Origin of the sequence: Microbacterium lacus (assembly GCF_039531105.1) — a bacterium.
Taxonomy (GTDB): domain Bacteria; phylum Actinomycetota; class Actinomycetes; order Actinomycetales; family Microbacteriaceae; genus Microbacterium; species Microbacterium lacus.
Window position 1 is genome coordinate 2,325,252 of record NZ_BAAAPK010000001.1, and the last position, 14,103, is coordinate 2,339,354.

At 69.8% G+C, this 14,103-nt stretch carries 15 protein-coding genes; 9 read left to right on the top strand and 6 right to left on the bottom strand.

Going from position 1 to position 14,103, the window contains the following annotated elements:
* Position 1: 1 nt before the first annotated feature.
* Entirely contained in the window at positions 2 to 1,030 is a 1,029-nt protein-coding gene (gene fbaA, locus ABD197_RS11100) for a class II fructose-bisphosphate aldolase (RefSeq protein ID WP_344054497.1), read from the top strand.
* 149 nt (positions 1,031 to 1,179) lie between these two features.
* On the top strand, positions 1,180 to 1,989 hold the full coding sequence (locus ABD197_RS11105; protein ID WP_344054500.1) for an HpcH/HpaI aldolase/citrate lyase family protein: 810 nt from the start codon (positions 1,180 to 1,182) through the stop codon (positions 1,987 to 1,989).
* Between the two features lie 5 nt (positions 1,990 to 1,994).
* Here ABD197_RS11105 and ABD197_RS11110 read toward each other — a convergent pair whose 3' ends face one another.
* From ABD197_RS11110 to ABD197_RS11120, 3 genes are read right to left on the bottom strand one after another with little or no spacing between them, the layout of a single operon-like run.
* The gene (locus tag ABD197_RS11110; protein WP_344054502.1) at positions 1,995 to 2,576 is read right to left on the bottom strand and encodes an MOSC domain-containing protein; all 582 of its coding nucleotides are present in this window, start codon (positions 2,574 to 2,576) and stop codon (positions 1,995 to 1,997) included.
* Positions 2,546 to 3,109 carry a DUF6264 family protein gene (locus tag ABD197_RS11115; protein ID WP_344054504.1) on the bottom strand — a complete coding sequence of 188 codons (564 nt, stop codon included), beginning with the start codon at positions 3,107 to 3,109 and terminating at the stop codon, positions 2,546 to 2,548. The genes ABD197_RS11110 and ABD197_RS11115 overlap by 31 nt, the downstream gene beginning before the upstream one ends.
* Positions 3,106 to 4,164, bottom strand: coding sequence for a 4-hydroxy-3-methylbut-2-enyl diphosphate reductase (locus ABD197_RS11120; protein WP_344054506.1), 1,059 nt, complete (start codon positions 4,162 to 4,164; stop codon positions 3,106 to 3,108). The genes ABD197_RS11115 and ABD197_RS11120 overlap by 4 nt, the downstream gene beginning before the upstream one ends.
* A gap of 75 nt (positions 4,165 to 4,239) precedes the next feature.
* Between ABD197_RS11120 and xseA the strand changes: the two genes are divergently transcribed.
* The 7 genes from xseA (at position 4,240) to ABD197_RS11155 (ending at position 10,760) form a co-directional block, all read left to right on the top strand.
* The gene (xseA, locus tag ABD197_RS11125) at positions 4,240 to 5,514 is read left to right on the top strand and encodes an exodeoxyribonuclease VII large subunit (protein WP_344054508.1); all 1,275 of its coding nucleotides are present in this window, start codon (positions 4,240 to 4,242) and stop codon (positions 5,512 to 5,514) included.
* A 61-nt stretch (positions 5,515 to 5,575) separates the two neighbouring features.
* Entirely contained in the window at positions 5,576 to 5,809 is a 234-nt protein-coding gene (locus ABD197_RS11130) for an exodeoxyribonuclease VII small subunit (protein WP_363360697.1), read from the top strand.
* Entirely contained in the window at positions 5,809 to 6,459 is a 651-nt protein-coding gene (locus tag ABD197_RS11135; protein ID WP_344054512.1) for a DUF4245 family protein, read from the top strand. Before ABD197_RS11130 ends, ABD197_RS11135 begins: the two co-directional genes overlap by 1 nt.
* A gap of 38 nt (positions 6,460 to 6,497) precedes the next feature.
* Positions 6,498 to 7,103, top strand: a complete 606-nt coding sequence (locus ABD197_RS11140; protein ID WP_344055843.1) for a carbonic anhydrase — start codon at positions 6,498 to 6,500, stop codon at positions 7,101 to 7,103.
* A gap of 58 nt (positions 7,104 to 7,161) precedes the next feature.
* Positions 7,162 to 8,556: a class II fumarate hydratase gene (locus ABD197_RS11145; RefSeq protein ID WP_344054514.1), complete on the top strand. Its 1,395-nt coding sequence runs from the start codon at positions 7,162 to 7,164 to the stop codon at positions 8,554 to 8,556.
* A gap of 42 nt (positions 8,557 to 8,598) precedes the next feature.
* Entirely contained in the window at positions 8,599 to 10,107 is a 1,509-nt protein-coding gene (locus tag ABD197_RS11150; protein WP_344054516.1) for a sensor histidine kinase, read from the top strand.
* Complete coding sequence (locus ABD197_RS11155) at positions 10,104 to 10,760, top strand: response regulator transcription factor (RefSeq protein WP_344054518.1); 657 nt, start codon at positions 10,104 to 10,106, stop codon at positions 10,758 to 10,760. Before ABD197_RS11150 ends, ABD197_RS11155 begins: the two co-directional genes overlap by 4 nt.
* 91 nt (positions 10,761 to 10,851) lie before the next feature.
* Here ABD197_RS11155 and ABD197_RS11160 read toward each other — a convergent pair whose 3' ends face one another.
* The 3 genes from ABD197_RS11160 to ABD197_RS11170 all read right to left on the bottom strand — a co-directional run bounded on the left by ABD197_RS11160 (position 10,852) and on the right by ABD197_RS11170 (position 14,033).
* Positions 10,852 to 11,676 carry a hypothetical protein gene (locus ABD197_RS11160; protein ID WP_344054520.1) on the bottom strand — a complete coding sequence of 275 codons (825 nt, stop codon included), beginning with the start codon at positions 11,674 to 11,676 and terminating at the stop codon, positions 10,852 to 10,854.
* Positions 11,677 to 11,716: 40 nt separating this feature from the next.
* Positions 11,717 to 13,066, bottom strand: coding sequence for an RNA 5'-3' helicase PhoH2 (gene phoH2 / locus ABD197_RS11165; RefSeq protein WP_344054522.1), 1,350 nt, complete (start codon positions 13,064 to 13,066; stop codon positions 11,717 to 11,719).
* A 187-nt stretch (positions 13,067 to 13,253) separates the two neighbouring features.
* Positions 13,254 to 14,033, bottom strand: coding sequence for an isoprenyl transferase (locus ABD197_RS11170; RefSeq protein WP_344054524.1), 780 nt, complete (start codon positions 14,031 to 14,033; stop codon positions 13,254 to 13,256).
* Positions 14,034 to 14,103: the final 70 nt, after the last annotated feature.

Sequence of the window (14,103 nt, forward strand, 5' to 3'; positions counted from 1 at the left end):
CATGCCCGTCGCCACCCCCGAGCAGTACGCCGAGATGCTGGACCGCGCGAAGGCGGGCGGGTTCGCCTACCCCGCGTTCAACGCGTCGAGTTCGCAGAGCGTGAACGCGATCCTGCAGGGCCTGACCGAAGCGGGATCCGACGGCATCATCCAGGTCACGACCGGCGGCGCCGACTACTTCGCCGGCCACACCGTCAAGGCCCGCGCGACCGGTGCCCTGGCATTCGCGAAGTACGTCCACGAAGTGGCCAAGAGCTACCCCGTCACGGTCGCCCTGCACACCGACCACTGCCCCAAGCCCGCGCTCGAGGACTTCGTCCTGCCGCTGATCGCGGAGTCCGAGAAGGTCGTCGCCGACGGCGGACAGCCGATCTTCCAGTCGCACATGTGGGACGGCTCGGCGGTGCCGCTCGACGAGAACATCGAGATCGCCCAGGAGCTTCTGCCGCGCCTGAAGGCGATCAACGCGATCCTCGAGGTCGAGATCGGCGTCGTCGGCGGCGAAGAGGACGGCGTCAAGCACGAGGGCTCCAACGAGGCGCTCTACACGACGGTCGCCGATGTGACCAAGGCCGTCGAGGGTCTGGGACTCGGTGAGAACGGCCGCTGGATCGCCGCGCTCACGTTCGGCAACGTCCACGGCGTGTACAAGCCCGGCAACGTCAAGCTGCGCCCCGAGCTGCTGGGCGAGATCCAGGAGGGCATCGCCGCGAAGTTCGGCACCGGCCCCAAGCCCCTCGACCTGGTCTTCCACGGCGGTTCCGGCTCCACCGACGAGGAGATCGCTCTGGCCGTCGCGAACGGCGTCATCAAGATGAACATCGACACCGACACCCAGTACGCGTTCACGCGCGCGGTGGCCGGCTTCATGTTCCAGAACTACGACGGCGTGCTGAAGGTCGACGGCGAGGTCGGCAACAAGAAGGCCTACGACCCGCGTGCGTGGGGCAAGATCGCCGAGTCGGCGATGGCCGCCCGCGTCGTGCAGGCCACGCAGCAGCTCGGCTCCGCGGGACACTCCCAGAGCTGAACCCCCGCACTCCGCGATGCCCCGGTCCGGCTGGACCGGGGCATCGCGCCGTCCGGGGACCATTACGACCGAAAGTCGACGACCGCATCGACCCCGCACAGGATCGACACGTGCGCACATCGGCCGTGCGCGCAGAACGTGGAGAACCGATGACCGAGACTTCGACCCGCCCGCGGATCAGCGCCGATCGGGCGAGATCCTGGATGCTGCGCTCGCCGCTCTCGGAATCGGACGCGGTCACCCCGGACGCGCTCGTCCTGGACCTCGAGGACGGGCTGGCGCCCGAGCTCAAGGACGAAGGGCGTGAGGCAGCCGCCGCCGTGCTCGGGCGGCGGGAGGCGTGGGTGCGCGTGAGCGGACACGGCACTCCAGCCTGGGATGCCGATCTGCGTGCCGTGGGCTCGGCAGCGGGGCTGCAGGGCATCGTCCTCGCGGAGACCGCCTCCGCCGCCCAGGTGGAGGCGACCGCGGAGCGAGTCCCCGCGGGAACAAGGATCGTCGCGCTGATCGAATCGGCCATCGGGCTGGAGCGTGCGCTGTCGATCGCGTCGCACCCGGCGACCTTCCGTCTCGCGTTCGGCAGCGGCGATTTCCGTCGCGACACCGGAATGGCCGACGACCCCGTGGTGCTGTCGTGGCCCCGCGCCCGACTCGTGGTGGCCAGTGCCGCCGCCGGCATCCCTGCTCCGATCGACGGACCGTGCCTCGGGTCGCCCACCGACGCCCTGGCCGCTGCGCGTCACGCGCTGGCGATGGGGATGACCGGCAAGCTCGTCCTGCGGGATGACCACCTCGCGCCGCTGCACGAGGGTCTCTCGCCGACGACGGATGCCATCCGGGACGCCATACGGATCCTCGACGGCCCCGTTCACGGTGACGGCTCGTATGCTCCCGCTCGCGCCCGCGCCGAACTCCTCCTCGAGCGCGCCGCCGCGTTCGGACTCGCCGCCGCGCGCTGAGACCGTCAGGCGGGGTCGCGATAGCCGACGAGAAGTCCCGGAGCGCCTTCGGGACGTGAGATGACCTCGATGGGGTCACCCGCCTGCACCGAACCGTTGCGGAGGACTCTCAGGTAGGGACCGAGGCGGCGTTCGGACGAGAAGCGCTTCACCCAGCCCCGCTGCTCGGCGCCACCCACCCACCGCGCGAACGTCTGGCACGGAGTGCGCGGCATGGTCACCTCCACCGTGCAGACCTCTCCGATCCGCCACACCTCGCCGATCACGCTCGCATTCACATCGAGGCCCTCGGTCCGCAGGTTCTCACCGAAGAACCCCGGCGGCAGAGGCCGTCCGAGCTCCTCCTCCCAGAAAGCGGCGTCCTCCGCGGCGTAGGCGTACAGCGCCTTGTCGAGACCGCCGTGATGCTTGCGATCGGCCTGGACATCCGCACCCACGCCGTAGCGACCGATGCGTACGCGACCCTCGAGAGGACGCTTGTCGATCGCGGTGACGCGATCCCTGCCGCCGTCCGGCCGCAGGGCGGACACGGCGCACACCGCGACCAGGCGCGGCATCACCGGGCGCTGTTCAGGATCGCGTTCCACAGCGTCGGATCCGACACGATCGGCACCATCAGCAGGATGCCGATGACGAACGTGAAGACCACTCCCGCTGTCAGCGGAATCCACCAGGTGAGTCTCCCCTTCGACATGCTGCGCCACGAGATGAGCGCGGTCGCCAGCCAGCCGACAGCCAGGATCACCGCCGCCGCGATCGCCCACGGTCTGCCCGCCGAAACGTCCGCGAGCTGCGCGTCGACTCCCGCCATGCCCATCACGGTCGACACGTACGCGCCGTAATCCACGATGCTGGGGATGCCGGTCGCCACGTTGACCAGACCATAGGCCAGCAGCGCGATCGTGGCGACGCGGTCGGCGAAGCGGCTCTTCGGCGGGGCGACAGGCTGGGCCTGTGAAGCCGGTGCGTCGGCAGGCGCCGCGCCCGCAAGCGCGTCGGGATCCTGTCCGGTCTCCAGCAGCCAGGTCATCTCGGGCTGCTTGATGCGGGCCCGCTGTTCTTCCGGCGTCGCGTACTCGCCGTACTGCGGCCTGGGGCGCGACGGGTCCGGATCGCTCACGTCGTACGTCCGCCGAGAGCGCGCTCGTCCCGGCGACCCGAGGCGTCCTGCCGCAGCTCCTTCGGAAGCGAGAACATCAGGTCTTCCTGCGCGGTCTTGACCTCCTCGATCGTGCCGTAGCCGGCGTCGGCGAGATCGGCCAGGACCTCCTGCACGAGGACTTCGGGGACGGAAGCCCCGCTGGTCACACCCACGGTCTCGACGCCGTCCAGCCACTCCTGCTTGAGCTCGTGCGCGTAATCGACGCGGTACGCCGCCTTCGCGCCGTACTCGAGGGCGACTTCGACCAGGCGCACGCTGTTGGACGAGTTCGCGGAGCCGACCACGATCACCAGATCGGCATCCTTCGCGACCTTTTTGATCGCGACCTGACGATTCTGCGTCGCGTAGCAGATGTCGTCCGACGGCGGATCCTGCAGCTGCGGGAACCGCTCGCGCAGTCGCCGCACGGTCTCCATCGTCTCGTCCACCGACAGCGTCGTCTGCGACAGCCACACGACCTTCGACGGGTCGCGCACCTCCACCGTGTCCGCGTGCTCGGGCGAATTCACGATCGTGACGTGCTCGGGCGCCTCGCCGGCGGTGCCCTCGACCTCTTCATGACCCTCGTGGCCGATGAGCAGGATCTCGAAGTCGTCCCGGGCGAAGCGCACGGCCTCGCGATGCACTTTCGTCACCAGCGGGCAGGTCGCGTCGATCGCCTGCAGGTGCCGCTCCGATGCCGCCGAGACGACGGCGGGCGAGACGCCGTGCGCGCTGAAGACGACGTGTGCGCCTTCGGGGACCTCGTCGACCTCCTCGACGAACACCGCGCCGGCGGCCTCGAGCTCGGTCACGACGTGGATGTTGTGCACGATCTGCTTGCGGACGTAGACCGGCGCACCGTAGCGCTCGAGAGCCTTCTCCACCGCGATCACCGCACGATCCACACCCGCGCAGTAGCCGCGCGGTGCCGCCAGCAGCACCTTCTTGTGTCCCTGCACCGGGATATCCTGAAGGCGCTCGCGCTGCCGCGGAATGCGGGGGACGGGCAGACGGACGGCCGAGGTGCTCACAGCTCAAGTCTACGGGGGCGCCCTGGGCGACGGCCGTGCGATCGGGCCGCCGTGCCGCCACCACGAGAGGATCGGATGACGACGTTCCGCGCTGACCCCGTCGCCGGGGAGCCCCCGCCGCCGGATGCCGTGCGCCCGCGGGACTCCACATCCGACTCCCCCACCTCGGTCGCCCGCCTCAACGACACGATCCGCGGGTTCGTCGAAACCTGGGGATCCGTGTGGGTCGAGGGCGAGATCACGTCGTGGAACGTCCGCACCGGCAATGTGTTCGGCCGGATGAAGGACCTCGGCACCGATGCGACCATCTCGTTCCGCATCTGGTCGAGCACGCGTCAGCGACTCCCGGCGGATCTTTCCGTCGGCGATCACGTCATCGCCTGCGTCAAGGCGGACTACTTCGTGAAGTCGGGCGACTTCAGCTTCTCCGTCTCGGCGATGCGTCACGTCGGGCTCGGCGACCAGCTCGAGAAGCTCGAGCGTCTGCGCGCGAAACTCCGCGGCGAAGGACTTTTCGACCCGGTCCGAAAGAAGCCGATCCCGTTCCTGCCCCACGTGGTCGGACTCATCACCGGCGAGAAGTCCGACGCCGAGAAGGACGTCCGGCACAACGCCGAGCTGCGCTGGCCGCAGGTGCGCTTCCGCACCGCGTACGCCGCGGTCCAGGGAGACCGCTGCGTCCCCGAGACGATCGGCGCGCTTCGGGCACTGGATGCCGATCCCTCGGTCGACGTGATCGTCATCGCCCGCGGCGGCGGCGACCCGCAGCACCTCCTCGGGTTCAGCGACGAGCGCCTCCTGCGCGCCGTGGCAGCGGCATCCACTCCCGTCGTCAGCGCGATCGGGCACGAGAACGACCATCCCCTGCTGGACGACGTCGCGGACCTCCGCGCGTCGACCCCCACGGACGCGGCCAAGCGGATCGTCCCGGACGTCCTCGAGCAGCGCGCGCTGGTCGCCCAGCTCCGCTCACGCCTGTCGATGAGACTGTCCCAGCGGGTCGCGCACGACATCGCCCAACTCGAGCAGCTCCGCTCGCGGCCCGTCCTGCGGACACCCGAGACGATGATCGACGCGCGCTCGCAGCAGCAGTGGCTGCTGCTCTCCCGCGGGCGGGACGTGATCGACCGGCGGCTCGAAGCGCAGGCGCGGCGCGCCGCGGAGCTGCGGGCGGCCCTGCGCACCCTCTCCCCCGCGTCGACCCTCGCGCGCGGCTATGCGATCGCCCACCTACCGAGCGGAGCGATCGTGCGCGATGCGAGCGAGGCCGAGGCGGGCGCGAGCGTCGTCGTGACCGTCGGCCGCGGCTCGTTCGCGGCCCGCTCCGAGGGCGAGGTCGGCGAGCGATGACCCTGCTCGAGAACGCGCAGCCGAGCGGGTGCGCGGCGCGGACGTCTCTAGAATGGATCTCATGAGCGCACCGACCGAAGGCGTGGCCGACGTCGCGGGCCTCTCGTTCGAACAGGCTCGGGACGAGCTCGTGCGCGTCGTCGCCGAACTCGAGCAGGGCGCCCCGACGCTGGAGCATTCGCTCGAACTGTGGGAACGCGGCGAGGCACTCGCGGCGCGATGTGAGGAATGGCTGCTCGGCGCGAAGCGCCGGCTCGACGAGGCCCGCTCCGGCGGCGGAAGCGCGGACGCCTGATGGCTCGTGACCCGCGTATCGTCGCCGAGCTCGGCCGACCGGAGACGCCCGACGAAGCCGCCGATCGCAAGGCGGAGTCTTCGCGCATCTACCGGGCGAGCCAGAACACCCGCAATCTGATCGCGGCTCTCCTGGTCACCCTGGGCGTGGTCCTCGTGATCGTGTTCGCGGTGCCGCGGGGCACGCCCCCGCCGCGCGAACCCATCGATGTCGCCGCGGTCGCGGAGTCGATCTCGCAGGCTGAGGGGCGCACGGTGCTCGTCCCCGGCGTGCCGACCGAATGGCTGGTGAACCGGGCGTCGATCGAAGGCGATGCGATCCCCGCGTGGACGATCGTGTACGTGCCGGACGAGACGAGCGGCTTCCTGCGCTTCGCTCAGGGATTCGACGCCGACCCGGCGTGGACGACGCGTGTGCTGAGCGGCGCCTCTGCGGACGGCACCGTTGAGATCGACGGCATCCAGTGGGACACGTACGCGATCCCCGACCCCTCGCGAGCCGGCAACGTCTCGGCCGCCCTGAGCACGCAGGCAGGGTCGGACGTCGTGCTGATCTACGGATCGACGGATGCCGCGACGCTCGAGCTCGTGGCCGCGTCGGTCTCGGATCAGATCGCGGCGCTGCGCGCCGAGACGAGCGAACAGGAGTGAGCGTGACCGAACCCAGCCCGCTGAAGGCCTGGCAGGAGATGCAGCGGGGCAACGCGCGGTTCGTCGCCGGAGAACCCCGACACCCGCGGCAGGATGTCGATCGGCGGGCCGAGCTCGCCACGGGTCAGCGTCCTCGTGCTGCCCTGTTCGGGTGTTCTGACTCGCGACTGTCCGCCGAGATCATCTTCGACAAGGGCCTGGGCGACCTCTTCGTCGTGCGCAACGCCGGGCAGGTCATCTCCGACTCGGTCGTCGGCAGCCTCGAGTACGCGGTCGCCGTTCTGGAGGTGCCGCTCATCGTCGTCCTCGGGCACGACGCGTGCGGCGCCGTCGGCGCTGCGATCGACAGCGTCGCCCTCGAGGCCCCCGCGCTCCCCCCGCGCATCTGGCGGCAGATCGCGCCGATCGTTCCCGCCGTGCGTCGTGTGCAGCGTGAGATGACCGTCGACGGGGCGGTGCCAGCCGTCATCGATGCCGACCGCGTCGGCCGCGAGCACCTCCGCGACACGGTGGCCGAGCTCCTGCACTCGTCCGAGCTGATCAGCGACGCCGTGGCGGAGCGTCGCCTGGCGATCGTGGGTGCGAACTACCGACTCGCCGAGGGCACGGCCGTGCCCGATGTGATCCTCGGCGCCGAAGACTGACCCGTCGGCGCCGCGACGGTGCCGTGAAGACAACCCCGACCTCTGGAGGAACGACGACGTGACCGACATCGAGTACCGCATCGAACACGACACGATGGGCGAGGTGCGCGTGCCGCGCGATGCGCTGTACGCCGCGCAGACGCAGCGCGCCGTGGAGAACTTCCCGATCTCGGGCGATGCCCTCGACCCGGCGCAGATCGTCGCGCTCGCCCGCATCAAGAAGGCCGCCGCGCTGGCGAACAAGGAGCTCGGGACGCTGGACGGCGCGATCGCGGACGCGATCGCGCGCGCCGCGGACCGGATCATCGCCGGCGAGCACGCCGACCAGTTCCCTATCGACGTCTACCAGACCGGCAGCGGTACGTCGTCGAACATGAACATGAACGAAGTGCTCGCGACCCTCGCGTCGCAGGATCTCGGCTCGCCCGTGCATCCGAACGACCACGTGAACGCTTCGCAGTCCTCGAACGACGTGTTCCCCACCTCCGTGCACATCGCCGTGACTCAAGAGCTCATCGATGACCTGATCCCGGCTCTGGATCACCTCGCCGTGGCGTTCGAGGCGAAGGCCGAGGCGTGGAAGGACGTCGTCAAGTCCGGTCGCACCCACCTGATGGACGCGACGCCGGTCACACTCGGACAGGAGTTCGGTGGATACGCCCGCCAGATGCGCCTGGGCATCGAACGCGTGCAGGCGGTGCTGTCGCGCGTTGCCGAGGTCCCCTTGGGCGGCACCGCTGTCGGCACCGGGATCAACACCCCGCTCGGGTTCCCGCAGAAGGTCATCGCGCTCATCGCCTCCGACACCGAGCTGCCCATCACCGAGGCGAAGGACCACTTCGAGGCGCAGGCGAACCGGGACGGTCTCGTCGAGGCTTCGGGTGCGCTGCGGACGATCGCGGTGTCGCTCACGAAGATCAACAACGACCTCCGCTGGATGGGCTCGGGGCCCAACACGGGACTCGGCGAACTGCACATCCCCGACCTGCAGCCCGGCTCCTCGATCATGCCGGGCAAAGTCAACCCGGTCGTGCCGGAGGCGACGCTCATGGTCTGCGCGCGCGTGATCGGCAATGACGCGACGGTCGCGTGGGCGGGCGCTTCCGGCGCTTTCGAGCTCAACGTCGCGATCCCGGTCATGGGCACCGCCGTGCTGGAGTCCATCCGGCTGCTGGCGAACTCGATGCGCATCCTCGCCGACAAGACGATCGACGGGCTCGAGGCGAACGTCGAGCGGGCGGCGGCATACGCCGGCATGTCCCCGTCGATCGTCACGCCGCTCAACAAGCTCATCGGCTACGAGGCCGCCGCGAAGATCGCGAAGCACTCCGTCGCGAAGGGGATCACCGTCCGTGAGGCGGTGATCGACCTCGGCTACGTCGAGCGTGGAGAGATCACGATCGAGCAGCTGGACGAGAAGCTCGACCTGCTGTCCATGACGCACGCCGGCTGAGCGCCCCTCCCGAAGTGCCGGGGCGCGGGCGATAATCGGGGGGTGACCCGCCTGCCCCGGCCCCTCTCGGCGCGCGCCCGAATCCTCGGCGCGATCCTGGCGGTGGCGTGCATCGGACTCGCCCTCGTGGGCGGGGTGACCTTCCTCGTGCAGCGCGAGCGTGTGCTCACCGAGGTCGACAGCCGCCTGCGTGAACAGGTCGATCGCCTGACGACGGTCGCCGCGGGAGCGGAGCCGCAGACGGATGCCGGGGAACCGACGACCGCCAGCGAGGATCTGGACATCAGCGAATTCACGACGGTCTCGGACTTCCTCTACAGCACCGTCGCACGGCTCTCGCCCGCCCGCAACGAAGGCGCGGTCGCCGTGATCGACGGGAAGACCCGCTACCGTCCGGCGACGCTTTCGGGCTTCGACATCTCCGGGGACCAGCAATTCATCGAGCGCGTCGTCGCCGAGACGGCCGGGGGCGAGACCGTCCTCGGGACCGCCGTCACCGAGCGCGGGTCGCTCCGCTACATCGCAATCCCGGTATCGATGCCCGGAGACCCGCAGAAGGGCGTCTACGTCCGCGCGGTGGATCTCGGCGCCGAGCTCAGTCCCGTAACGGCGGCGATCGCCACCTACTCCGCAGCCGCGGTCGTGATGCTCGTGACGATCGGCTTCGTGGGCTGGTTCGTCGCGGGCCGACTGCTCTCCCCCATCCGGCGCCTCCGGGAGGCGGCGGATGCGGTGACCCTGGATGACCTGTCCCCGCGCCTGCCCGCGCGCGGCGACGACGACATCTCCGATCTGACCCGCACCATGAACTCCATGCTCGATCGGCTCGAGGGGTCCGTCGACGTGCAGCGCCAGCTCCTGGACGACGTCCGCCACGAACTGAAGACACCCATCACGATCGTGCGAGGTCACCTCGAGCTCATGGATCCGCGCGATGCCCGAGACGTGGCGGTCACACGCGAGATCGGAATGGCCGAACTCGACCGGATGACCAGGCTCGTGGACGACATCGACCTCCTCGCCACCGTCGAGGGAGACGCCTACGCGATGACCGACGTCGACCTCGGCGCACTCACGGCGCGCATCGGCGAACTCGTCGCGGTGATCCCGGGTCACACGTGGACGGTCGTGGGCGTCGCCGAGGGGCAGATCCTGGGCGACTCCGACCGCCTGCTCCAGGCGTGGCTGCAGCTGGCCGAGAACGCCGCGAAGTACTCGCCCGCCGGAAGCGAGATCGAGCTGGGCAGTGCGGTGACAGACGCCGCCGCGTTCCTCTGGGTCGCCGATCACGGCCCCGGCATCCCACCGGCTCTGCGACACCGCATCTTCCGCCGGTTCGACCGCGCTCAGGGAACCCGAGCCGTGGGCGGCTCCGGTCTGGGCCTGGCGATCGTCGATGCGATCGCGAAGGGACACGGCGGCACCTGTACCGTCACCGAGACTCCAGGCGGCGGTGCGACGTTCACGGTCCGCATCCCGCTCTCGGCGGCGGAGGTCCCGGCACCGGTCCGGGCCGGCGACGTCGTGCTGCAGAGGGACGCGACCGGATGACCACGATCCTGCTCATCGAGGACGAGCCGCGCATCGCCGCGTTCGTTCGCCGCGGCCTGGATGCCGCCGGCTACACGACGGTCGTGATCGGCGACGGCGCCGAGGGCCTGCAGCGGGCGCTGCGCGCGGACGTCGACCTCGTGCTGCTGGATGTGGGGCTTCCGAGCATGGACGGCTTCGAAGTGCTGCGCGCCATCCGCAGTCACGGCTCGCCGGTTCCCGTCATCATGCTGACCGCGCGGACCAGCACGAAGGACACGGTGCAGGGCCTCGATCTCGGCGCGAACGACTACGTGCGCAAGCCCTTCACGTTCGAGGAGCTGCTCGCCCGCATCCGTTCACGCCTTCGCGAGAGCACCGCCACCCCCGACGTCTCGGTCACCCACGGCGGGGTCACGCTCGACATCCTCGCTCGGCGGGCCAGCGTGGACGGCCGCGATGTGGAGCTCTCGGCGCGCGAGTTCGCGCTGGCCGAGCAGTTCCTGCGCAGTCCCGGACGCGTGCTCAGCCGCGAGCACCTGCTGAGCCGCGTATGGGGTCTGGACTTCGACCCGGGATCCAATGTCGTGGACGTCTACGTGCGCTACCTGCGCGGCAAGCTCGGCGCCGAGCACATCATCACCGTTCGCGGAGCGGGCTACCGCTGGGAGTGAAGCGGCGGCGCCCACGGAGAAGCCCCCGGTGTGGGGGAAACACCGGGGGCTGGGAGGGGCCGGGCTCGGGGAAGCCGGCCGCGGCGATCGCTCAGTCTGGGGGGACCTGCGATCGCTCTCTCATCGGCCCGGGCAGCCCAGAAGGGACGTGCTCGGACGCATGATCCGTCCTCTCGGCGGGACGGTCGTGTGCCGGCTCGACGGGCGGTGAGCCCTCCGTGCCGCGCCGCTCCGACTGCGCTTGCGGACCCGGTGTCACCGGCTGCTCGGGCAGGAGCTTCGAGGAGGCGCTCGAAGACCCCGCGGCGATCTCCGCAACCCGGTGGGAAGAAGAGGAGGACTCGATCTCAGCGGGTGCGGTGAACTGATCGGCGCGCAAGGATTCCAGACGCGCGAGCCAGGATTGCAGCCGACCCGCACTCCAGCCCTGTCCGAGCGCCCAGGCGTACGCGGTGTCCCAGTCGCCGGAGCGGACTGCGTCGGCGAGCACCTGCTCCTCGTCCGCCGGGCCCGGCGCATCGGAGGTCGCAGCGCCTCCGCGGTCGGCATCCGCGGCGAGATCGACCGGTGCGGGCGCGGGAACGGTCTCGGGCTCGTCGGCCGGAAGCTCGGGCGACTCCACCACGTCGACGGGGGCGGGCGCCGGAGTCAGAACTTCTTCGGAGGGCGGTGACGGCGTCGGGGCGGCAGGCACGACCACTCCCCCCGCGTACGCGGTCGCCCCGGGCGTGTCGGCGAGGGATGCCGACGTCGTGAGTGCCACCGCGCAGACGACCGCGATGCTTGCGGCCACTGCCACGCCACCACCCACCGCCAGTCGCGTCCGGCCCTCCACGAATGATCCTCCGGTTCCGCGCACGACGTGCGCTTCCCCCATCGTGGCAGACCGTGCCTGCCCGCGGCCCTCGCGGCGCATGAGACTCTTCTCATGCGCCGCGAGGGCGCGAGGAGGGGACTCAGGCCAGTTCGCCGGCCTCGAGCAGGTCCGTCACGAGCGCGGCGATCGCCGAGCGCTCGGAGCGGGCGAGCGTGACGTGACCGAACAGATCGTGGCCCTTGAGCGTCTCGATCACGGAGGCGACTCCGTCGTGACGGCCGACGCGGAGGTTGTCCCGCTGCCCGACGTCGTGCGTCAGGACGATGCGCGAATTCTGACCCATGCGGCTGAGGACGGTGAGCAGGACGTTCCGCTCGAGAGACTGGGCCTCATCGACGATCACGAATGCGTCGTGCAGCGAGCGGCCGCGGATGTGGGTGAGGGGCATGACCTCGAGCAGACCGCGGGCGACGACCTCCTCGACGACGTTGCCGCTCACCACGGATCCGAGCGTGTCGAACACCGCCTGTCCCCACGGGTTCATCTTCTCGCCCTGATCTCCGGGCAGGTACCCGAGCTCCTGACCACCCACGGCGTACAGCGGTCGGAACACGATGACCTTGCGCTGCTGCTGACGTTCGAGAACCGACTCGAGTCCGGCGCACAGCGCGAGCGCGGACTTGCCCGTTCCGGCGCGACCACCGAGGGAGACGATGCCGACGTCCGGGTCCAGCAGGAGGTCGATCGCGATACGCTGCTCGGCCGAGCGTCCGTGCAGTCCGAAGACCTCGCGATCGCCGCGGACGAGCCGGTACTGGCCGTCGCCGGTGACCCGGCCCAGCGCGGATCCCCGCTCGGAGTGGATGATGAGCCCGGTGTTCACCGGCAGCCCGCGCGCTTCGTCGCCCGTCGCGATCTCGGTTTCGTACAGGTCGCTGAGGTCATCGCCCGAGACGTTGATCGTCGCGATGCCGGTCCACCCGGAGTCGACCGCCTGCTCGGCGAGATACTCCTCGGCGGTGATGCCGAGGGATGCCGCCTTGACGCGCATCGGCAGATCCTTCGAGACGACGGTGACCTCCTGGCCGTCTTGAGCGAGGTGCATCGCCACTGCGAGGATCCGGCTGTCATTGTCCCCGAGTCGCATTCCGGAAGGGAGGACGCCTGCCTCGGTGTTGTTCAGCTCGACCCGCAGGGTTCCGCCTTCGCCCACCTGCACCGGGAAGTCGAGCCGGCCGTGCTCCACGCGCAGTTCATCGAGATGGCGCAGCGCCTGACGGGCGAAATACCCGATCTCGGGATCGTGTCGCTTGCCCTCGAGCTCGGTGATCACCACGACGGGGATCACGACGTTGTGCTCGGCGAAGCGGAAGAATGCCCGCGGATCGCTCAGCAGGACGGAGGTGTCCAGGACATATGTGCGCAGGTCCGTCTCCGGTTCCCGAACCCCGTCGATGTGCTGACGCTGCTGTGGTGCTCGTGTGGTCACAACCCACTCCCGACCCGGGTGTTCCACCCGGCAGTCTCGAGTCGACCAGGGCCACGAGTCGTGATCCTTCACGGCCGACTCGACCGGGCGCCTTGCCCGATGAGTTGACGCTACGACCGCCGTGTGACGTCGGCGTCACCGACACGCTGAGCGATGTTACGGGCGGGTGAATTCCGCGCGAACGCGCTCAGCTGCCGTAGCGCCGATCGCGGCTCGCGTAGTCGCGGATCGCCCGCAGGAAGTCCACTTCCCGGAGGTCCGGGCCGAGCGCCTCGACGAAGTAGAACTCGCTGTGTGCGGACTGCCACAGCAGGAAGTCGCTCAACCGCTGCTCCCCCGACGTGCGGATCACCAGGTCCGGGTCCGGCTGTCCTGTCGTGTACAGGTGCTCGCCGATCTGCTCCGGAGTCAGGCTCGCCGCGAGCTCTTCGAGCGAACCGCCCTCCCGATCGTGGGTGGCGATGATGCTGCGCACGGCATCGACGATCTCGCCGCGTCCGCCGTAGCCGACCGCGAGGTTGACGTGCAGACCTGTGTGGTCGCGGGTGCGCTCCTCGGCATCGCGGAGAACGCGCGCGAGTTCGGGAGGCAGCAGGTGCGCGCGGCCCATGTGCCGGACGCGCCAATCGCGCTCGGTCGACAGCTCCACGGCGAGCTCGGCGATGATCTCGATGAGGTCCGCGAGCTCCCCCGATTCGCGCTTGACGAGATTGTCGTTCGAGAGCAGATACAGGGAGACGACCTTGACGCCCACGTCGTCGCACCACTCCAGGAACTCGCGCATCTTCGCCGCGCCGGCCCGATGACCGTGGGCAGCGGAGTCGTAGCCGAGCTGACGGGCCCAGCGGCGATTGCCGTCGATCATCATCGCGACGTGATGCGGCACCGCCGACGGCTCGATCTGACGGCGGAGCCGGTTGATGTACAGCCGGTAGAGGGGCCCTCTGCCTCCGCTCGACGCACTCACACGCCTACGCTACCCTCGCTCCCCCACCGCGCGTGCGCCCGTCGGCATACGCCGAAGCGTAGGCTCGACG